Annotated in this window: 18 protein-coding genes; 7 read left to right on the forward strand and 11 right to left on the reverse strand. The window is 63.9% G+C overall.

Annotation, left to right across the window (positions count from 1 at the left end):
- Positions 1–37: 37 nt before the first annotated feature.
- Positions 38–247 carry a DUF680 domain-containing protein gene (locus EN932_RS08900; RefSeq protein WP_127384597.1) on the forward strand — a complete coding sequence of 70 codons (210 nt, stop codon included), beginning with the start codon at positions 38–40 and terminating at the stop codon, positions 245–247.
- Positions 248–317: 70 nt separating this feature from the next.
- The gene (locus EN932_RS08905; protein ID WP_127370181.1) at positions 318–1,277 is read left to right on the forward strand and encodes an SDR family oxidoreductase; all 960 of its coding nucleotides are present in this window, start codon (positions 318–320) and stop codon (positions 1,275–1,277) included.
- Positions 1,278–1,337: 60 nt separating this feature from the next.
- On the opposite strand, the gene EN932_RS08910 is transcribed toward EN932_RS08905, so the two are convergent.
- The 6 genes from EN932_RS08910 to EN932_RS08935 all read right to left on the reverse strand — a co-directional run bounded on the left by EN932_RS08910 (position 1,338) and on the right by EN932_RS08935 (position 9,516).
- Entirely contained in the window at positions 1,338–1,496 is a 159-nt protein-coding gene (locus tag EN932_RS08910; RefSeq protein WP_013529196.1) for a DUF3309 family protein, read from the reverse strand.
- Positions 1,497–1,588: 92 nt separating this feature from the next.
- Positions 1,589–4,762, reverse strand: coding sequence for an efflux RND transporter permease subunit (locus EN932_RS08915; RefSeq protein ID WP_127384599.1), 3,174 nt, complete (start codon positions 4,760–4,762; stop codon positions 1,589–1,591).
- 80 nt (positions 4,763–4,842) lie between these two features.
- Positions 4,843–6,018 (reverse strand): efflux RND transporter periplasmic adaptor subunit, encoded by a 1,176-nt coding sequence (locus EN932_RS08920; RefSeq protein ID WP_082827499.1) that lies wholly within the window; start codon positions 6,016–6,018, stop codon positions 4,843–4,845.
- Positions 6,019–6,173: 155 nt separating this feature from the next.
- The gene (locus tag EN932_RS08925; RefSeq protein ID WP_127369794.1) at positions 6,174–6,782 is read right to left on the reverse strand and encodes a hypothetical protein; all 609 of its coding nucleotides are present in this window, start codon (positions 6,780–6,782) and stop codon (positions 6,174–6,176) included.
- The gene (locus tag EN932_RS08930; RefSeq protein WP_127384600.1) at positions 6,779–9,052 is read right to left on the reverse strand and encodes a xanthine dehydrogenase family protein molybdopterin-binding subunit; all 2,274 of its coding nucleotides are present in this window, start codon (positions 9,050–9,052) and stop codon (positions 6,779–6,781) included. The genes EN932_RS08925 and EN932_RS08930 overlap by 4 nt, the downstream gene beginning before the upstream one ends.
- Positions 9,053–9,054: 2 nt before the next feature.
- Positions 9,055–9,516 (reverse strand): (2Fe-2S)-binding protein, encoded by a 462-nt coding sequence (locus EN932_RS08935; RefSeq protein ID WP_027162497.1) that lies wholly within the window; start codon positions 9,514–9,516, stop codon positions 9,055–9,057.
- Between the two features lie 123 nt (positions 9,517–9,639).
- On the opposite strand from EN932_RS08935, the gene EN932_RS08940 reads away from it, so the two are divergent.
- Positions 9,640–10,236: a TetR/AcrR family transcriptional regulator gene (locus EN932_RS08940; protein ID WP_063173230.1), complete on the forward strand. Its 597-nt coding sequence runs from the start codon at positions 9,640–9,642 to the stop codon at positions 10,234–10,236.
- A 33-nt stretch (positions 10,237–10,269) separates the two neighbouring features.
- On the opposite strand, the gene EN932_RS08945 is transcribed toward EN932_RS08940, so the two are convergent.
- The 3 genes from EN932_RS08945 to EN932_RS08955 form a co-directional block, all read right to left on the reverse strand.
- On the reverse strand, positions 10,270–11,400 hold the full coding sequence (locus EN932_RS08945) for a patatin-like phospholipase family protein (protein WP_128368790.1): 1,131 nt from the start codon (positions 11,398–11,400) through the stop codon (positions 10,270–10,272).
- Positions 11,401–11,449: 49 nt separating this feature from the next.
- Positions 11,450–12,241 (reverse strand): 3-hydroxybutyrate dehydrogenase, encoded by a 792-nt coding sequence (locus EN932_RS08950; RefSeq protein WP_164753469.1) that lies wholly within the window; start codon positions 12,239–12,241, stop codon positions 11,450–11,452.
- A 178-nt stretch (positions 12,242–12,419) separates the two neighbouring features.
- Positions 12,420–13,508, reverse strand: coding sequence for a citrate synthase/methylcitrate synthase (locus tag EN932_RS08955; protein ID WP_127369066.1), 1,089 nt, complete (start codon positions 13,506–13,508; stop codon positions 12,420–12,422).
- A 92-nt stretch (positions 13,509–13,600) separates the two neighbouring features.
- On the opposite strand from EN932_RS08955, the gene EN932_RS08960 reads away from it, so the two are divergent.
- Positions 13,601–14,740 (forward strand): citrate synthase, encoded by a 1,140-nt coding sequence (locus tag EN932_RS08960; RefSeq protein ID WP_027162501.1) that lies wholly within the window; start codon positions 13,601–13,603, stop codon positions 14,738–14,740.
- A 21-nt stretch (positions 14,741–14,761) separates the two neighbouring features.
- Here EN932_RS08960 and phaR read toward each other — a convergent pair whose 3' ends face one another.
- The gene (phaR, locus tag EN932_RS08965) at positions 14,762–15,373 is read right to left on the reverse strand and encodes a polyhydroxyalkanoate synthesis repressor PhaR (protein ID WP_063169186.1); all 612 of its coding nucleotides are present in this window, start codon (positions 15,371–15,373) and stop codon (positions 14,762–14,764) included.
- 84 nt (positions 15,374–15,457) lie between these two features.
- Positions 15,458–15,586: a hypothetical protein gene (locus EN932_RS39480; protein ID WP_255337222.1), complete on the reverse strand. Its 129-nt coding sequence runs from the start codon at positions 15,584–15,586 to the stop codon at positions 15,458–15,460.
- Between the two features lie 86 nt (positions 15,587–15,672).
- On the opposite strand from EN932_RS39480, the gene EN932_RS08970 reads away from it, so the two are divergent.
- From EN932_RS08970 to EN932_RS08980, 3 genes are all read left to right on the forward strand, one after another.
- Positions 15,673–16,851 (forward strand): acetyl-CoA C-acetyltransferase, encoded by a 1,179-nt coding sequence (locus tag EN932_RS08970; RefSeq protein ID WP_024502944.1) that lies wholly within the window; start codon positions 15,673–15,675, stop codon positions 16,849–16,851.
- A gap of 198 nt (positions 16,852–17,049) precedes the next feature.
- The gene (gene phbB / locus EN932_RS08975) at positions 17,050–17,775 is read left to right on the forward strand and encodes an acetoacetyl-CoA reductase (RefSeq protein ID WP_013529183.1); all 726 of its coding nucleotides are present in this window, start codon (positions 17,050–17,052) and stop codon (positions 17,773–17,775) included.
- Positions 17,776–18,503: 728 nt separating this feature from the next.
- On the forward strand, positions 18,504–20,919 hold a 2,416-nt coding region (locus EN932_RS08980), incomplete at its 3' end, for a helicase-related protein (protein WP_128368791.1).

A 20,919-nucleotide genomic window follows, 5' to 3' on the forward strand; every position in this document is an offset into this window, starting at 1 on the left:
CCAACACGGACTGCAAACACCAACCAGGAGAACTCAGATGACCAAGATCGCTCTCACCACCGCCGCTATCCTCACTTCCATCAGCGCCGCTTTTGCCGGCAGCGACAAGTTTGGTTCGAACGACGCCAGCCAGCCGGCTGTCACCAGCACCGACGACACGACCACCGCTTCGATTCACAACCCCGATGCGGCCATCCGGAAGCCGGTCACACAGGGCAGCAACCGCGATCTCTTCGGCAGCCGCTGATCCCGATCGCGCTTGCCGCTGATCTCGATCGCCCGACCGACCACCTAAATCCCAACCAGGAGTGCTTCCAATGACCAAGATCGCAATTCTCGGTGCCGGTGGCCGGCTCGGCCGCGTGGTCGCCAAGGCCTTCATCGACGCGGGCTACGAGGTCCGCGCCGTCACCCGCAACGGCAAGGTGCCGGCCGAACTCAAAGGCGCCACGGCCGTTGCCGGTGACGCTCTCGACCGCGAGGCCCTCATCCGCGCCACGCAAGGTGTCGATATCGTCTTCAACGGCCTCAACCCGATCTACACCGACTGGGGCAAATGCCTGCCGATGGCGCAGAATGTCATGGCCGCCTGCCATGCGAACGGCGCACTGCATCTCTTCCCCGGCACCGTTTACAATTACGGCTCGCCGATGCCGGCGGTGATATCGGAAGACACACCCTTCCACCCGACCACGCAAAAGGGCCGCATCCGCTGCGCCATGGAGGAGTTGTTTCGTCGCGAGGCCGACGCGGGCCGCGTCCGCACCATTCTTCTGCGGGCCGGCGATTTCTTCGGCGGCACCGGCAGCGGATTATGGTTCGACCTGATCGTTGCCGCCAAGATCAACAAAGGTATCTACACCGCGCCTGGCCCGGTCGACCTCGTGCATGAATGGGCCTATCTGCCTGACTTCGCTGTGGGCTTCGTCGCGCTGGCGCGCAATCTGGACAAGCTCGGCTTCTATGAAGCGCTGAACTTTCCGGGCCACGCGGTCACCGATCTGCAGATCAAGGCCGCTGCCGAGAAGGCTATTGGTCGTCCGCTCAAGATGACTTCGATGCCCTGGTGGGTGCTGCGCGCTGGCAGCCCGTTCGTGGCGATGTGGCGCGAGATCGTCTCCATGTCCTACCTGCGCTTCGAGCCGCATCAGCTGGCTTCGATACGGCTGGAAGGCATCGTCGGCGAGATCCCGCACACGCCGTTGGATCAGGCGGTTGCTGAGGCTCTTGGCGATATCGGCATTGCCACCGTGAATGGCGTTGCGAAAGCTGCCTGACTTCCGCGATCACGGGCGCCGCCCCTCCGCACACTGAACAATCTCCCACGAGAGGGCGCCTCAGAGCCGTCCCATCAACAGCAACACCATGAGCACCACCAGCACGACGCCGACGATACCCGACGGCCCATAACCCCAGGAGCGCGAATGCGGCCAGGCCGGCACCGCGCCGATGAGGACAAGGATCAGGACGATGATGACGATGGTGGTGATCGGCATGAGAAGCCCTCGCTTCGACGTTTCGCTCAGAGACAATGCAGAGGCCGCCCGGTTGTTCCGGGCGGCCTCTGCGGTCAAATCGGCGATGGGGTCTATTCGGCGGCTTTCGGAAAGGCGATTTCCGGTTCGTCGCCTGCTTCCTGGCCAGGCCTGTCGGTCGGCGAAACCGTTCCCTTGCCGCGCCGGAACAGCCGGCGGAAAAACGCATAGAAGCGGCTGTTCTTGCTGCGCGTGAAAATCATCAGCATCGACGGCGTCACCACCAGCGTCAGCAAGGTGGCGAAGGACAGGCCGAAGACGATCGCCGAGGACAGCGAAATCCACCATTGCGTCGACGGCGCGTTGATCGTCGTCTCGTGATGGAAGATTTCCAGCCCAAGGCCGAAGGCGATCGGCAACACGCCGAGGATCGCCGACACCGCCGTCAGCACCACCGGCCGGGCGCGCTCGCGGCAGGTCTGCAGCACCGCGTCCATCTTGTCCCAGCCTTCTTCACGCAGCCGGTCATAGGTGTCGATCAGCACGATGTTGTTGTTCACCACCACGCCGGCCAGAGCGATGACGCCAATGCCCGACATGACGATGCCGAAGGTCTCGCCTGTGATCAGCAGCCCCAGGAACACGCCAACCGTCGCCATGACCACGCAGGACAGCACCATCAGCACGCTGGTGAATTTGTTGAACTGCATCAGCAGCACCAGGAAGATCAGGAAGATCGCCGCCCCGAAGGCCTTGCCAAGGAAGGCGCTGGCCTCGGCGCTGTCTTCGTTCGAGCCGGCCAGCTTCCAACGTATGCCGCTGCCGAGATCCATCCCGGAGACGGCCTTGTTGACCTCCGCCTGCACGGCCGCGACCTGGGCGCCTGCGGCAACGTTTGCCTGGACGACCACCGTGCGCGCGCCGTCGATACGGTTGAGGATACCAACCGTCGGCTCCGGCTTGCGCACGACGAAATTCGAGATCGGCACCGAGCCTTGCGAGGTCTGCACCCTGAGCTCGTCGAGCGTCGACAGCGTGCGCCGGTCTTCCGGCAGACGCAGCCTGATGTCGACGGCGTCGTCGGCGCCGGCAGGCCGGTATTCCGAAAGCTTCAGCCCGTTGGTCACCAGTTGCACCACTGTGCCGACAGCGGTTGGGCTGATGCCATATTGCGCTGCCTTGGCACGGTCGACCTCGAGCGCCCAGTCGACGCCGGGCGGCGGGAGGCCGTCGGAAATGTCGATGACGCCAGGCACCTTGCCGATGCGTGCCGCAACCGCGCGCGCTTTGTCGTCGAGCCCCTTGGGGTCGACGGCCGAAAGCCTGATCTGGATCGGCTTGCCGGTCGGCGGACCGGCCTCCGGCACGCGCACCTCGACATCGACGCCGGGAATGCCGGCCATGACGCCGCGCAAATCGTTCAGGATCTGGTTCGCCGACTTGCGCTCGCGCCAATCTATGAATTCGTACTGGATGACGCCGACGACGTCTTCAGGGACATCCTGGCCGCCGCCTTGTGTCTTGCCGACGCGGGTGTAGACCGACTTGATGCCGGGCCAGCCGAGCATCCTGTTTTCGGCAATCTTGGTCGCCGTATCCATTTCGGCCAGCGAAAGGTTGCCGCGCGCGTGCACGTAGAGCAGGCCGTAGTCGGGCTCGACACTGGGGAAGAATTCGACACCGGCGCCATATTTCGAATAGGCAAAGCCGACGCCGAACAGCAGAGCGACCGTCAGCAAAACCACCGTAATCGGAAACCGCACCGCCTGCTTGACGATCGCCATGTACCAGCCGTCGCGATTATCATCCTCATGATGCTCCGGCGCCTTGGCGAAGATCGCCCCCAGCGTCGGCGCGAACACCAGCGCATAGAGCATCGAGGCCGATAGCGTGACGATCAGGGTGATCGGCATGTACTTCATGAAGTCGCCGATGATGCCCGGCCAGAACAGCAGTGGCGAGAAGGCGGCTATGCGCGTCATCGTCGCGGCAATGACCGGACCGGCCATGCGCTTGGCGGCCAATGCGAAGGCTTCCGCCTTCGGCATGCCTTCGCTCATCCGCCGTTCGGCGAACTCGGTGACGATGATGGCATCGTCGACCAGCATGCCGACAGCCAGGATCAGGCTGAACAGCACGATCATGTTGATCGTGTAGCCCATCATGGCCAGCAGCAGGATGCCGATCAGGAATGACGACGGAATGGCCAGGCCGATCAGCAGCGAGGCACGACCCGACAGCGCGTAGAGGATGACGATGAACACCAGGATGACGGCGATCATGACGTGGTTCTGCAGATCGCCGAGCAACTGGTTGACGAAGACCGACTTGTCCTGCGTGTAGGTGACGTTCATGCCTTGCGGCATCGTCTTGACGTAGGCGTCGGACACCTCCCTCACCTTGGCGAGCGTGTCGATCAGATTGGCGCCGATGCGCTTCTTGACTTCGATGGCGATGGCCGGCTTGCCATTGAGGCGCGTGATCGTCGTGGCATCGGCGAAGGTCGAGCGGATCGTCGCGATGTCCTTGGCCTGCACCACGGCATTGGGGCCGGCGACCACGGGCAAGGCCGCCACGTCCTCGGGCGTCTCGATCAGTGACGGCACCTTGACGGCGTATTTGCCTTCCGAGCCTTCGATATTGCCGGCGGCGACCAGGCTGTTGGAGGCACCGACAGCGCCGATCAGCTGATCGAGTTGCAACCCGTAGGACGACAGTTTCATCGGATCGATGACGACTTCGACAAGATCGTCGCGCGAACCCTGCAACGAGCCCTCCAGGACGCCTGGCACTTCCTCGATACGGTCGCGCAGTTCGCGCGCGGCGGCGGTCAGCACGCGTTCGGGCAATTCGCCCGACAGGGTGACGACGAGGACGGGGAATTCGGAGATGTTGACTTCGGTAACGACCGGCTCTTCGGCCGCCTGCGGCAGGTCGGCCTTGCCGTCCTGCACCTTGGAGCGCGTGTCCTGCAAGGCCGTCGCCAGATTTGTCTGCGGCTGGAACTCGACCAGCACATAGCCGCCGCCCTGGAAGGCGGCCGAGCGCATTTCCTTGAGGCCTTTCAGGCTCTTCAGCTTGCTTTCCATCGGCCGCAGCAGAAGGCGCTCCGAATCCTCAGGCGAAATGCCCTGATAGATCAGGCTGATATACATCATCGGAATCGGAACGTCGGGCTCGGCTTCCTTCGGCGTCGACTGATAGGCGACCCAGCCGGCGAGCAGAAGGAAGACGAGGACCGAAATGGTCAGGCGGGCATTGTTGATTGCGAGTCTGACGATATCCATGGCTAACGCCTGTTCTTGAATTTCACGGGCTGCGTCGCAGCCAAGTGTCCCCGCCCGGGGTCTGTCCGCCGTACCCCATGCTACTGCGTGCCGGCGGTCGCTTCGCCCAGCAGTTTCTGGATGGTTGCCTGGTCGGCTTCGACCGGCTTGACCTCATCGCCTTCCTTCACCAGTTCCTGGCCGGCAACGATGATGCGCGCATCGGCAGGGATGCCGCCAAGCACCAGGCCGGTCGGCGTGTCGTCGACGAGGTCGATGGGGAAGAACGCAACCTTGTTGTCCTTGCCGACCGCACGGATGCCGAGGTCGCCCTTGTCGCCGAGCGTCACCACCGAGCGCGGCAGCAGCACCGCATCGGTCGGCAGCGCGCTAAGTGCGATTTCCGCCGTCATGCCGGCCGGCACGGAGCCGTCGGCATTGGGGACGGCAACCTCGACGCGGAAGGTGCGGGTCGCCGAAGAGGCGTCGCGGCTGATGTAGCGCACGGTGCCTTCGACGGTCTGGCCGCTGACCAGCCGTATGGTGGCCTTGTCCCCGAGTTTCAGGTAGCCGAGATCGCGCTCGCTGACTTCGCCGCGGGCAATCACCGGATCGAGCTTGAGGATGGTTGCCACCTCGCCGCCTTGCATGATGGAACTGCCAAGTTCCACCGGCACCCGGTCGATGACGCCGTCGAAAGGCGCCTTCACCTCGTTGCGGTCGAGTTCGGCCTGTGCCGTTTCCAGTTGCGACTGCGCCGAGGTCAGGTTCGAGCGCGCGGTATCGAGCTGCAGCTTGGGCAGATTGCCGGTCTTCATCAGCCGCAAGGCTGCGTCCAACTCGGCCTGGCGCTGCACCACCAACTGCTTTGCATTGTCGACCATCGAGATCTTTTCTTCCGCCGCAAGCATCAGTACCAGATCCCCCGTCTTGACGTGATCGCCTTGCTTGACAGGCAGCTTGTCGATGACACCGGCGACGCGCGTCGCCAGCACCGCCCGCTTGTCGGCTTCGGTCAGCCCGGAAATGCGGATGGCGCGTGCATAGGTCTTGCGTGGCGGCGTCACCACCGCAACGGTGCGCAGCGGTGCCTTCGGCTCGGCTTCAGCCGTCTTCGGCTTGGCCGCGTCCGGCGCCTTGGCCTGTTCGGCTTCGGCTGCCTTGGCTTTGTTGGCGGCTACGCTGCCGACCGACGAAAACTCGCCTGTCGCCATCCACGCCGCGAAACCGATGAGCACAACAATGGCTGCAAGCTTGTGAAACCTGATTCTCGGCATCGTCGTTGTTTTCCACTGCGGGTTCGGCCAGCGTCCTCATAACGCGGGCGCGTCGCCGATATGGGTGCGCGCCAAGCCGTGTTCAATTTGCCGTGATCGGCGAAGCGCGCTTCTACATCAAAGTTGCACCGCAATATAGTCTGAAAGTTGCAAGATCATTGCCCCGGCGGACAAGATGCGCCCGCCGCGGCCCAGTCTTCGATCGCTTGATAGGTCGCTTCGGCAGAGCCCGGAGCCGGTTCACGATCCGGCCCCGGCGCCCAGCCCCAGGCGACCAATCTGTCGTCGCGAACATGCAGCGCGATGTCCTTCAAGCTGCGGTTGCCATTGCGCAGGGGATCCTTGATCTGGGCGCAGATTTCGGCCGAGGATTTGCCGAACCAGGCCATCTCGGCCGGCGCCAGATGCCAGTTCTCGGCCCCGGGTGGCCCGTGCAATGCCTTGGAATTGCTGGAGAAATGGCAAGTCGTGCAGCGCAGGCCCGGATTGCCGAAGCCCGACCCGTTAGCACCGCGCTGGACATTGAAGGCGTGAACGCGCGTACCGCGATAGTGCGCACCCGACCATCGCGGCCGGTCGTCCGCGACATGACAGTCGGCGCAGCGCGGATGCGAGAACACCGCATAGACCTTGTCCCATTCGGACAGGCCTTTCGCCGCGTCGACGGTCGCCGGCGCCGGCGTCTGGCTCTCTTGCGCAATCGCAAACGGCGCTGCGAGCACGAGCATGGCAGCAGGCGTCAGCATGATGAGGAGCTTCTTCATGCGAAGGCCACCGTTTTCGACAGCGGCAGCGTGCGGATGCGCTTTCCGGTGAGCGCGAAGATGGCGTTGGCGAGTGCTGGAGCCGCCGGCGGTGTGCCGATCTCGCCGACGCCGCCCATCTTGTGGAAATTTTCCAGGATGGCGACTTCGAAGACCGGGCACTGGAAGATCCGCATGGCATCGAAATCGTGGAAGTTCGACTGTTCGACCATGCCGTCGGCGAAGGTGATTTCCTGACCCATCGCTGCCGAAAGGCCGTAGATGGCGGCGGAAATCAACTGCGCCTCGATGATGCCGGGATCGAGCGCGGTGCCGACATCGGCGGCGATCCACACCTTCTCGATGCGGATGCCGGCCGGCGTGTCCGCCACCTGAACGATCTCGCCGACCCAACTGCCGAAGGACAGCGTGAAGGCCATGCCCTTGGCCTTGCCGGCGGGCAGCGCCTCGCCCCATTTCGCCATCGCGGCGACTTTCTCGACCACCTTCACCGCCGAGGGATAGGCGGCCATCAGTCTCTTGCGCATCTCGACCGGATCGATTTTTCCGGCGACCGCGATCTCGTCCATGAAGCCCTCATGGAAGAAGCCGTTGACCGAACTGCCGACCGAACGCCAGGAGCCGACAGGGATGGAGACCGGCGCCGCGATACCCCTGACCCGGTAATTCGGGATGGTGTAGGGCTGGTCATAGGCGCCGTCGACAATGGTCTTGTCGGGACCGAGCGGCGATACCGAGGGGAACAGCCGGCGCAGCGTACCGGCAATCACCGATGGCGAGGCCATCTTCATGTCGACCGCGATCGGCATGCCATCGTCACCGAGCCGCGCCTGGAACTTGCCTATTGCGGCCGGTCGATAGGCGTCGTGGCGCATGTCTTCTTCACGCGTCCAGGTCACCTTGATCGGGCGTCCGCCCGTCTCCTTCGCCATCAGCGCGGCACACAGCGCGTAGTCCATCTCGACGCGCCGGCCGAAACCGCCGCCCATGAAGGTGGTGTGCACATTGATCTTGTCCTGCTCGATGCCGACCGCGTTGGCGCAAAGCTGCCGCACCAGGGTCGGCGCCTGGTTGCCGCACCAGATGTCGAGCGCACCGTCCCTGAACTGTGCCGTGGCGTTCATCGGCTCCATCGTCGCATGCGCCAGATAGGGCACGGCATAGTCTGCCTCGATGATGCTTTCGCGCGGCGCGTCGGCAAAGGCGGTTTCGACATCGCCATTGTCGCGCATCACCGACCCCTTGGTGGCAAGCGCCTGCTTCAGCACATCTGAAATGGCGGCGCTGCTGAGCGGATATTCAGGATCGGACCACTGGGCGTCGATCGCCTCGGCCGCCTTGAATGCTGCCCATGTATTATTCGCGATGATACCGAAGCCATGGCCGTAATTCGTCTCGAGCGGCACGATCTTGATCACCCCAGGCATTTTCTCGGCTTTGGAGAGGTCCGCCTTGACCGGCTTCGACCAGAAGCGCGGGCTCATCTTGACCGTGCCGTAGACCATCTCCGGCAGCCGGACATCGATGCCGAAGATCGGCGCCCCGGTGAGCTTTGCCAGCATGTCGATGCGCTTCTGCGGCTTTCCCAGCAGCTTCCAGTCGGCCCGGTCCTTGAGCCTGACTTCGGCCGGCCGCGCCATCGCGGCGGCAGCCGCGGCGACCGCGCCGTAGGTCAGCGATTTGCCCGACGCCTTGTGCAGGATCGAACCGTCGGCCGTTTCCAGATCGGCCGCCGCGACACCCAGTTTTTGCGCTGCCGCTGCGACCAGCATCTGCCGGGCAGCGGCACCCGCTTGCCGCATCTTGTCAAAACCGTCGCGTGTCGAAGCCGAACCGCCGGTGCCCTGCAGGGCAAGGAATTTGCCGACCACACCGAGACCGGAACGCACCGCCTGCGCGGTCAGGCTTTCATCGAAGAAGGCGAACGGACCGCCCTCCTCGAGGATCGCGGCGTTGTAATAGGCATGGGATGCCGGTCCATGCTCGACCATGACCCGGTCGAGCCCGACGTCGAGTTCCTCTGCGACCATGGCCGCAAGCGTCGTCGAGATGCCTTGCCCCATCTCGGCGCGCGGCGCGACGATGGTGATGGTGTTGTCGGCGCCGATTTTCACATAAGGGTTGAACGTCGCCTCGCCCTTGCCAAGCTCGGCCTCGAGCGGGTTCGGGAACGGCTTGCGATAGTAGTAATAGCCGACGGCAACGCCGCCAGCGACAGCGGCAGCGCCAATCAGAAACGTGCGGCGGGCGATCTTTCCGACCCTGGCCATGGTCAGAGCCCCGCCGTCTTGAGCGCTGCGGCCTTTTTGATGGCCGAGCGGATTTTGGGATAGGTGCCGCAGCGGCAGAGATTGCCGCCCATGGCGTTGTCGATGTCGGCATCGCTTGGGTCGGCGACTTCATCGAGCAGCGCCACCGCGCTCATGATCTGGCCGGCCTGGCAGTAGCCGCATTGCGCGACCTGTTCCTCCAGCCATGCCTGCTGCACCGGATGCAGTCCGCCTGCCGTGCCGATGCCTTCAATAGTCGTGACAGCGCCGCTGACCTGCCCAACTGGGAGTGAGCAGGAACGCGCCGGCTGACCGTCGACATGCACGGTGCAGGCGCCGCACGCGGCGATGCCGCAGCCGAATTTTGGCCCTGTCTTGCCAATGAGATCGCGCAGTGCCCACAGCAGCGGCATGTCCGGATCGGCGTCGATATCGAATGACTGACCGTCGACGGTGAGGCGCATGGGGATACCCTTTGTTGTCGTCCACTGCCAAGGGCGAAGCGGCCTCCCGGCCGTTTCGCTCCGATACAGATTGACAAATTTCGTCATTTTGTCAATTAGGATTTTGCAGGATAGAATTGCTCGATGAACCAGATCGAAGACATCGCCACCGCCGATCCCAAACGCGCCCGTATTCTGGATGGCGCGATGAAGGTGTTTTTGGCCTATGGCTTCTCGCGCACCACCATGGACGACATCGCCCGTGCCGCCGACATGTCGCGCCCGGCGCTCTATCTCCTGTTCAAGAACAAGACCGACATTTTCCGCGCCATCGCCATGATGATCCTGTCGCGCTCGGTCGAGGCGGCAAGGTTTGCCCTATCCGGCGACGGCCCTTTCACCGAGCGCATGATGCGAGCCATCGATGAGGCCTTTATCTCGATGATGAGCGCGGTCGTTGCCTCGCCGCACGGCGCCGAATTGCTGGACATGAAATCGAGCCTTGGCGATCTGGTGGGCTGCTGGCGCGGCGGGCTTGGCCAACACATCGGCGCCGCGATAGAGGGCGAGGCAGCCAGGAACGGCGTCGATCTGGCGGCCAGGGGCCTGTCGGCGCAACTGCTTGCCGACATGCTGCTCGACGGGCTGGAAGGCATGAAGGCGCGGATCAGAGATCCGGAGGGGCAGCGGCAGGCAGCCGCTGCCCTGATCAGGGTGATCGACCTGACCTTGAAAGCATGATTGCGGACCAATCGATGCACATCGATTGGTCGCTCAGGCGCGCCGGCGCTCCGCCTCCGGGTTCTTGCGCGCCGCAAGAAATTCCTTGACCCGCCGGCCGGGTGCCGGACCGCGCACCGGCTTGTAGCCGTCATCCAGTTCGCCGGAGAGATCGAGCGTCGGTCGCTTGCCGACGGCGTCGTAATTCTCTTCCAGCCAGTCGCTGGCGGCGGTGCGGCCGAGATCTCTGAGGTAGGTCAGAAACGCCCATTCGGCGTTGACCTTCGAGGACGCCGACAGGTCCTTGAACGCCTCGTCGGCATCGATGCGGTGCATGCGGATGTCGCGGTACTCGCCATGTGGCAGACGGCCGGCGGCGATCAGCTCCTTGACGAAGGCAATCGAGCGGAATTCGCGCAGCAGCCCGGCGTTGAAGGTGATCTCGTCGATGCGGTTCTGGATCTCGTTGGCGCTTCTTGGTGTTCCCTCGCGCACCACCGGATTGATCTGCACCAGAAGCACGTCCTCGGTCGCAGCCGTCTTGAAGAACGGATAAAGCGCCGGATTGCCGCCATAGCCGCCATCCCAATAGGGCACGCCCTTGATCTCGACGGCGCGGAACAATTGCGGCAGGCAGGCCGAGGCCATCACCGTATCGAGGTCGATCTCCCCGTCGGAAAAGACGCGCAACTGTCCGGTCTCGACATTGGTCGCCGAGATGAACAGTTCCATCGACTTGCAGGCGCGGACGTTCTCGAAATCGATCTCCTGCTGCACCACGTCGCGCAGCGGATTGAGGCCGAGTGGGTTGGCGACATAGGGCGAGAACACCCGCGACATGGTATCGAAGAAGAGATAGCCGGGCGTGTTCTCGATCGACCAGTTGCCCCAGGCGACGTCCCACGGCATGCGCTGCACCGGGCTGAACCGCCCCTTGGCCGCCACCGCGCGCCAGAAATCGTCAAGTTTTTGCCGCGCGCCTTCGACTCCGCCGCGCACATATCCGTCGGCCAGCGCCACCGCGTTCATGGCTCCGGCGCTGGTGCCGGACACTGCTGATATCTCCAGCCGTCCGTCCTCCAGCACCCGGTCGAGCACACCCCAGGAAAAGGCCCCGTGCGAGCCGCCGCCCTGAAGCGCTACGTTGATCTTCTTCGTCTCCTCCGCCTTGCCGTTCTTGGTCATGGCGTCGTCCTTGATCTGTCCCTTTGGGTGGATGAGAGAGTTTTGCGCCTCACGCGGCGGTCCAGCCGCCGTCGACCGAGAGATGCGTGCCGTTGACCTGCGCCGCCGCGTCCGAGCACAGGAACACCGCCGCTGCCGCGATCTGCTCCACCGTGACGAATTCCTTGGTCGGCTGCTTGTCCAGCATGACCTCACGGATGACGGTCTCGCGGTCCATCTGATGGGCTTTCATCTGGTCGGGGATCTGCGCCTCGACCAGCGGCGTCAGCACATAGCCGGGGCAGATGGCGTTGCAGGTGATTTTTTCGCGCGCCAGTTCGAGCGCAACGGTTTTGGTCAATCCCATGATGCCGTGCTTGGCCGAGACATAGGCCGATTTGAACGGCGACGCGACCAGGCCATGCGCCGAGGCGATGTTGACGATCCGGCCGCCGCCGGCCTTTTTCATCAGCGGGATGGCGGCCGCGATGGTGTGGAACGCCGACGACAGGTTGATGGCAATGATGGCGTCCCATTTCTCGATCGGGAACTCTTCCACCGGCGCGACATGCTGGATGCCTGCATTGTTGACGAGAATATCGACCGAACCGAATGTCTCGGCCGCCTTGGCGATCAGCGCCCGGCATTCGGCCGGCTTCGACATGTCGGCCTTGATATAGGCCGTCTTCACCTTGTGCTGTCTGGCGATCGCGTCAGCGATGGCGTGGTCGGCAGCCGTGTCGGAGAAGGAGTTGACGACGACATTATGGCCTTCGGCCGCCAGCGCCTGGGCGATGGCCAGGCCAATGCCCGATGTGGAGCCGGTGATGACTGCGGTTTTTCTGGCGGCCAAGGTCGAAATCCTCTGATTGCGGCAAGAGCGATCTTATGTTGCAGTGCAGCATATATGCTCAATGCGACGCAATAACAGCGGCCAGAATTTTTCGACGAGATGAAATTTTCGTCATGAGCGGCCACACGGCCGCTCACCAGGAGGATCCTGATCGGATCGGTGTCGCTCGCCAGGCGCCGAAAGAACCTCAGGCGACCAGGTCCGGCACCGGCCCGATATAGCGCGACTGCGGTCGGATCAGCCGTCCAGTCGTCTGCTGTTCACGCGCATGCGCGATCCAGCCGGCCACGCGCCCGGCGGCAAAGACATTGCTAAAAGCTTGCGGCGGAAAGCCCGCCGCTTGCAGCACCAGCGCGGTGTAGAACTCGACATTGGTCTGCAGCGAACGCTGCGGCTTTGCGATCCTAAGCACCTCGAGCGCCGTTTGCTCGACGGTCTCCGCAAAGGCCAGCCGGCGACCGGTTTCGCCCTCGCCGCCGAGTTGCCGCACCACGGCCTTCAGCACATCGGCGCGCGGATCGCGCACACGGTAGATGCGATGGCCGAACCCCATGATGCGCCTGCCCTGCGCGATCTCGTTGCGCAGCCAGCCGGCGGCATCGCCATGCGCCTGGATCGCATCCAGCATCTCGATGACGGGGCCAGGCGCGCCACCATGCAGCGGCCCTTTGAGCGCGCCAAGCCCGGCCAGCAGGGACGATGTCAGGCCGGCCTGCGTGGAGGCGACCACGCGCGTCGCAAAGGTCGATGCGTTGAGGCCATGGTCGCAGACGGTCACCAGATAGGTGTCGAGCGCTTTTGTGAGCGCCTGCGAGGCGACGCGGCCGCTCAGCATCCTCAGCATGTCGGCGGCATGATCGGCGCGGCTGTCCGGCGCGATCGGCTGCTCGCCGCGCCGCAGGCGCAGCAGCGCCGGCGTCAGCACGGCGGGCGCCGCGATCAGCAGCAAGGCGTCGGTCAAGGTCTCGCCATCCGGCAGCTGCGCCATGCCGGCGCGCATGGCGCTGTAGACATCGAGCGGCGCCAGCAAAGGCAGCGAGGGCAAGAGCCGTTCGAACACGTCCGCACTCGCCTGTCCCAGCGCCCGCGACAGTTGCGCATCATCGGGAAGGTCGTTGAAGAAGCCGTCGAGCAGCAGCCTAACCACCTGGGCATAGTTCCAACGGCCGGCCAGTTCCGGCAGCGAATGACCTCGGATCGTCAGACGGCCGCCAAGACCATCCACATCGGAAAGCACGGTTTCCGCCGCCACCACATCATCGAGCCCATTCGCCATGGCCTGTCTCCTTGAAGCATTTCCGGATCGGAGATAGAGATGGGCAACGTTTCCATCAATCTTGATCAATAGAATCAATATCAGGGCTCGATATGTCCGAGTGGTTGTCCCGGGAAGAGGCGCTGGAGAGACTCAAGGTGCGGGCGCAGACGCTGTACGCCTATGTCAGCCGTGGGCGCATCGGCATGCGGCCCGACCGCGCCGATCCGCGCCGCAGCCAGTACCGCGCCGACGATATCGCCGCACTGGCGACCCGCCGGGCGCGCGGCCGCAGCCCGTCAGTCATCGCCGAAAGCGCCATCGCCTGGGGCGAGCCCTCGATCGTAACGGCGATTTCGACCGTCTCGCACGGTCGGCTCATCTATCGCGGGCAGGACGCCGCAGTGCTCTCCGGGCACGCCACACTGGAAGAAGCCGCCGCCGTTCTCTGGGCTCTGCCGAAACCAGTGGCTTTCGAAGCAGCGTCGCCGGACGCACCCCATCAAGCTGGCCGAGCCTCGGCCTTTGCGCAACTTGCCGTGCTTGCCGGTCAGGGGCGCCCGTCGCTCGGGCGCAGCGCCGCCTCGCTGCATGCCGATGCCGCGCACGCGGTCGGCGTGCTGGCCGCCGCGCTGGGCGCACCGGCGGGGTCAAATCCCGTCCATCAGCGGCTTGCGCAGGACTGGTCGGTGGATGCCGGCCGCGCCGATGCGATCCGCCGTGCGCTTGTCCTGCTTGCCGATCATGAACTGAATGCGTCGACCTTCGCCGCGCGCGTCGCAGCCTCGACCGGCGCGCCGCTGGCCGCTTGCCTGCTGGCAGGGCTCGCGACGCTGTCAGGCCCGCGCCATGGCGGCGCCGGCGAGGCGGTGATGCAACTGGCCGAGGATGCGGCGCGGCATGGCGCCGATGCGACGATCCGGCGCTGGCTCAGCCATGACCGGCCGCTGCCGGGGTTCGGTCATCAACTCTATCCTGACGGCGATCCCCGCGGGGCGGCGCTGCTGTCGGTGATCGAGGTTGACGGCACACTATCGTCGCTGCGCGACGCTGCCTTTGCGGCGACCGGCGCGCTTCCCAACATCGACTTTGGGCTGGCCGCGCTGACGCGCAGCCTAGGCTTGCCGCGCGATGCACCGTTCCGCCTGTTCGCGCTCGCACGCAGCGTCGGCTGGGCCGCGCACACGGTCGAACAGATAACAAGCGGAAGTGTCATCCGGCCGCGCGGCCGCTATGAGGGCGTGCTGGTGTAAGGCCGCAAGAACGCCAGGCGCTCAGGACATCGTGTCGAGCTTGCGCTGCATGGCCGCGATCTGGTCCTTCAGTTCCTGAAGATCGTCGGGCTTGTCAGGCGTTTCCTTCCTGGCCGGCTCGGGCGACGTCGCAGCGGCTGGCGCGGAGCCAGCGGGCGGGAACGGCGTGAACAGCCGCATCGCATTCTGGAACATTTCCATGTTGCGGCGCGTCTGTTCCTCCAGCGCCTTGATCGGCGTGGTGATCTTCATCATGTCGAGCGGCGACTTGCCGAGCGCCCCCTTCATCTGCTCGCGAAAACGCTCCTGCTCCTTGGAAAAGGCAAGCATCGACTGTTCGAGGAAGCTCGGGACGATCATCTGCATCTGGTCACCGTAATAAGCGATGAGCTGGCGCAGGAACGGGATCGGCAGCATGTTCTGCCCGTCCTTGTTCTCCAGTTCGAAGATGATCTGGGTCAACACCGGATGCGTGATGTCGTCGCCGGTCTTGGCGTCCTGGACGGTGAACTCCTCGCCCTTCTTGACCATCTCGGCGAGGTCCTCGAGCGTCACATAGGTGCTGGTGCCGGTGTTGTAGAGGCGGCGATTGGCGTATTTCTTGATGATGATCGGATCGTCTTTAGCGGCCATCTACATCCTCCCGGGGACACCGGCGCGCCTCTGAGTAAGCCGCCGATAACGATTGTGCCTTTTTTGAGGATATGCGCAAAAGCCTCACAATTCCAAGCAGTTTGTGCAGTGCGGGATCACTAAATGCTGCATGGCAGGCAAAATATGCTGCGCAGCAATGGACGAATGGCCGCCATGGCAAGGCATGGCCTGCTTGCGGCGCATGGGCGCCATGCCCATTTCCGGTTTGACTTGGGGTTGGGAAAGGGCAAGAAAAGTCCCCAACGACAGAGCAACACCCTTGAAGTCTGGAGAAGAAAATGTCCGCTTCCATCGTCATTGCCAGTGCGGCGCGCACGCCGGTCGGCTCCTTCAACGGCGCTTTCGCCGCCACCCCGGCGCATGAGCTCGGCGCCGTCGTCATCACGGAATTGCTGTCGCGTGCCGGCGTCGAACCAGGCGAGGTCGACGAGGTCATCCTCGGCCAGGTGCTGACCGCCGCGCAAGGCCAGAACCCGGCCCGCCAGGCATCGATCAATGCCGGCCTGCCCAAGGAAACCACCGCCTGGGGCCTCAATCAGGTTTGCGGCTCGGGCCTGCGCGCCATCGCGCTCGGCATGCAGCAGATCGCCATCGGCGATGCCAAGGTGATCGTCGCCGGAGGCCAGGAATCGATGTCGCTTTCGACGCATGCCCAGCACCTGCGCGCCGGCGTCAAGATGGGCGACTTCAAGCTGATCGACACCATGATCAAGGACGGGCTGTGGGACGCCTTCAACGGTTACCACATGGGCAACACAGCCGAAAACGTCGCGCGTCAGTTCCAGATCACCCGCGAAGACCAGGACCAGTTCGCGCTCGCCTCGCAAAACAAGGCCGAGGCCGCGCAGAAGGCCGGCAAGTTCAAGGACGAGATCGTCGCCGTCACCATCAAGGGCAAGAAGGGCGACACCATCGTCGACCAGGACGAATACATCCGCCACGGCGCCACGATCGACGCCATGACCAAGCTGAAACCGGCTTTCGACAAGGACGGCACGGTAACCGCCGCCAACGCCTCCGGCATCAATGACGGCGCCGCCGGCGCGCTGCTGATGAGCGAAGCGGAAGCGGTGAGGCGCGGCATCACCCCGCTGGCGCGCATCGTGTCCTGGGCAACCGCCGGCGTCGATCCGCAGATCATGGGCACCGGACCCATTCCCGCCTCGCGCAAGGCCTTGGAGAAGGCCGGCTGGTCGGTCGGCGATCTCGACCTGGTCGAGGCCAACGAAGCCTTTGCGGCGCAGGCCTGCGCCGTCAACAAGGACATGGGCTGGGATCCCTCGATCGTCAACGTCAATGGCGGCGCCATCGCCATCGGCCATCCGATCGGTGCGTCCGGCGCTCGCGTCTTCAACACGCTGGTCTTCGAAATGCGCCGGCGCGGCGCCAAGAAGGGTCTCGCTACCCTGTGCATCGGCGGCGGCATGGGCGTCGCCATGTGTGTCGAAGCACTCTGAAGAAAGTCACTAAAAGGGCGGCGTGCATGCATGTCGCCCAAAAGCGCGCAGCGGTTTTGGGAACACCGACATGCATAAAACCAAACATCTGAAGCGCATCGCCTGAATCTACCTCAGCGCGACGCGCTTTAGCCGCCCGTTCTGTATCCAGTGCCTGCCAAGCCCGAGAACAGGGCGATATCAAAAAAGGGGAAATGCATGACCAAGGTAGCAATCGTCACAGGCGGATCGCGCGGCATCGGCGCGGCGATCTCGATCGCATTGAAGACCGTCGGCTATTCGGTTGCGGCGAACTATGCCGGCAATGACGCCGCAGCGGCGAAATTCAAGGCTGAGACCGGCATTCCGGTCTACAAATGGTCGGTCGCCGACTATGATGCCTGCGCCGCCGGCATCAAGCAGGTCGAGGCCGATCTCGGCCCGGTCTCGGTGCTGGTCAACAATGCCGGCATCACCCGCGACGCCATGTTCCACAAGATCACGCGCGAGCAGTGGAAAGAGGTCATCGACACCAACCTGTCCGGCGTCTTCAACATGACGCATCCGCTGTGGAGCGGGATGCGCGACCGCAAGTTCGGCCGCATCATCACCATCTCCTCGATCAACGGCCAGAAGGGCCAGGCCGGCCAGGTCAACTATTCCGCCGCCAAGGCCGGCGATATCGGTTTCAGCAAGGCTCTCGCCCAAGAGGGGGCGCGCGCCGGCATCACGGTCAACGTCATCTGTCCCGGCTATATCGCCACCGAGATGGTCAAGGCGATCGACGAGAAGGTGCTCAACGAGCGCATCATTCCCCAGATTCCTGTCGGCCGCCTCGGTGAGCCCGAGGAAATCGCGCGCTGCGTCGTCTTCCTCGCATCCGAAGATGCCGGCTTCATCACCGGCTCGACCATCACGGCCAATGGCGGCCAGTATTTCGCCTGACGACGGCGATGTAGGCGCAGAGATCGGCGGGCCGGCGCGCCGGCCCGTTTTTCGTTGGCGCCATGGTCCTTCGAAGTGACAGCACGGCTGCTGACCCAATCCGGCACGCAGAGGTTAACAGCGGCCCGGCCGGCCTGTGCGAAACCTGCTTCCAAGCCTGTGGATTCTCGGTGGATAAGCTGTTCACAACACAAGATATTGGGGTGAACAAAACGGGAAAATTCCGCTATCGCTGATTCGTCGCCGATTCGTTCCGGCTTTGAGCTGAACGTTAACGACGACAGCCGGAATCGCCTGCCAATTGCTTAACGCGGATTAAGAAAGATCAACAATTTCATAACCTTGGTCGAGGCATGCCAAGCCACTGTGATCGTTTATCGACAAAGGTTAATGGCAATGCCCTCTTAGCACGAAACGGGCCAGTTCAGCGATTCAGCATGTGGTGCGTGTCGCGGCCGCGAAATCCACATATAGCCGTGAACAAAAGCTGAATCTGCAGGAGTCACTGATTCGTCGCCGATTCGTTCCAGACTCGTTCTATCCGTTAATCCGCATCTGATTGAGAGCTTGACAGAACCACCTTCTGGCTGCCGACGGAACATTCCGCTTTCGCTTCGCGCCCGAAATCCCTATGTGTCGCCTGTCATACGCGCCCATTTGAGGCACGCTCCCGACAACCAGAGGCCAGAAGCCTTATCTCCAGGTCCCGGAAGCCTTATTCTAGGTTGATGAACATCCAGCCCAAACACACTGAGCCGCTGATCCTGTCGGGCCGCGACGTGACCGCCGTGCTCGGGCCGACCAACACCGGCAAGACCCATCTCGCCATCGAGCGCATGGTGGCGCATGAGAGTGGAATCATCGGCCTGCCGCTCAGGCTTCTGGCGCGCGAGGTCTACGCCCGCGTCTGCGAAAAGGTCGGCGCCCACAAGGTTGCGCTGATTACCGGCGAGGAAAAGATCCAGCCACCGGGCGCCAAATATTCGGTCTGCACCGTCGAGGCCATGCCGCGCGAGACCGACGCCGCCTTCGTCGCCATCGACGAGGTGCAGCTCGCCGGCGACCTCGAGCGCGGCCACATCTTCACCGATCGCATCCTGCACCTGCGCGGCCGCCAGGAAACGCTGCTGCTGGGCGCCGCCACCATGCAAAGTATCCTGCAGCGCCTGCTGAGGGGTGTCTCGGTGGTGACGCGGCCGAGGCTGTCGCATCTTGCCTATGCCGGCTCCAAGAAGCTGACCCGCCTGCCGCGGCGCACGGCGATCGTCGCCTTTTCCGCCGACGAGGTCTACGCCATCGCCGAGTTGATCCGCCGCCAGCAGGGCGGTGCCGCCGTCGTGCTCGGCGCGCTCTCGCCGCGCACCCGCAACGCCCAGGTGGCGCTGTTCCAGTCCGGCGATGTCGACTACCTCATCGCCACCGATGCCATCGGCATGGGTCTCAACCTCGATCTCGACCACGTCGCCTTCGCCCAGAATCGCAAGTTCGACGGCTTCCAGTACCGCAATCTGACGGCGGCCGAGCTTGGCCAGATCGCCGGCCGCGCCGGCCGGCATCTGCGCGACGGCACGTTCGGTGTCACCGGCCAGGTCGACCCGCTGGACGAGGATCTGATCAAGAAGATCGAAGGCCACGACTTCGACCCGGTGAAGGTGCTGCAATGGCGCACCGCACATTTCGACTTTGCCAGCCTCGACGCGCTGAAGCGCTCGATCGAAACCAACGCCCCGGTCGAGGGACTGACACGGGCATTGCCTGCCGTCGATGCACAGGCGCTCGAGCATCTGTCGCGCGACGAGGACATCCGCGCACTCACCACCAATGCCAAGCGCGTGGCGCTGCTGTGGGAAGCCTGCGCGCTGCCCGACTACCGCAGGATCGCGCCGGCCCAGCATGCCGACCTCATTGCCTCGATCTACACGGACCTCGCACGCCACGGCCATGTCGACGAGAATTACATGGCCGAGCAGGTGCGCCGCGCCGACACAACAGAGGGCGACATTGATACGCTCTCGCATCGCATTGCCCAGATCCGCACCTGGACATTCGTGTCGAACCGGCCCGGCTGGCTGGCCGATCAGGCACACTGGCAGGAAAAGACGCGCGAAATCGAAGACAGATTGTCGGATGCGCTGCATGAGCGGTTGACGAAACGCTTCGTAGACCGCAGGACTTCCGTCCTCATGCGGCGCCTTAGAGAAAATACCATGCCTGAAGCCGAAATTAGTTCTACCGGAACCGTCCTTGTCGAAGGCCACCATGTCGGCGAGCTGCAAGGGTTCCGCTTCACCGCCGACCAGACCGCCGGCGGCGAAGACGCCAAGGCGGTGCGCACCGCTGCCCAGAAGGCGCTGGCCGCCGAGTTCGAGGCGCGCGCCGAACGCTTCGGCGCCTCGGCCAATGGCGATATCGCGCTCGGGTCGGATGGCACGCTGCGCTGGATCGGTGCGCCGATCGGCACGCTTGTATCAGGCGAAGACGCGCTGAAGCCGCGGCTGGTGCTGCTGGCCGACGAACAGCTGACCGGCCCGGCGCGCGACAAGGTCGCCGCGCGTGCCGAGCGTTTCGTCAATTTCCAGATCGAGTCGCTGCTGAAGCCGCTGGTCGACTTGAAAAACGCCGACCAGATTTCCGGCATCGGCCGTGGCATCGCCTTCCAGCTGGTCGAGAATTTCGGCCTCATCAACCGCCGCGACATCGCTGAGGAGATGAAGTCGCTCGACCAGGAAGGCCGCGCAGCCCTTCGCCGGCTTGGCGTGCGCTTCGGCGCCTACCATGTCTTCGTGCCGGCGCTGATCAAGCCGGCGCCTGCCGGGCTGGTGACGCTGCTGTGGGCGCTGAAGAACGACGGCAAGGACAAGCCAGGTTTTGGCGACGTGGTCCATGCGCTCGCCTCGGGTCGCACCTCGGTGGTCATCGACCCGGCCTTCGACAAGACCTTCTACAAGCTTGCCGGCTACCGCAATCTCGGCCGTCGCGCCGTGCGCATCGACATCCTGGAACGGCTGGCGGATCTGATCCGCCCGGCGACCAACTGGAAGCCCGGTCTCGGCCAGCGCCCGGACGGCGCCTATGACGGCCAGTCCTTCATGGTGACGCCGCCGATGATGTCGATCCTCGGCGCCACCGCGGACGACATGGAAG

This window comes from Mesorhizobium sp. M7A.F.Ca.US.002.01.1.1 (genome assembly GCF_004022955.1).
Taxonomy (GTDB): domain Bacteria; phylum Pseudomonadota; class Alphaproteobacteria; order Rhizobiales; family Rhizobiaceae; genus Mesorhizobium; species Mesorhizobium ciceri.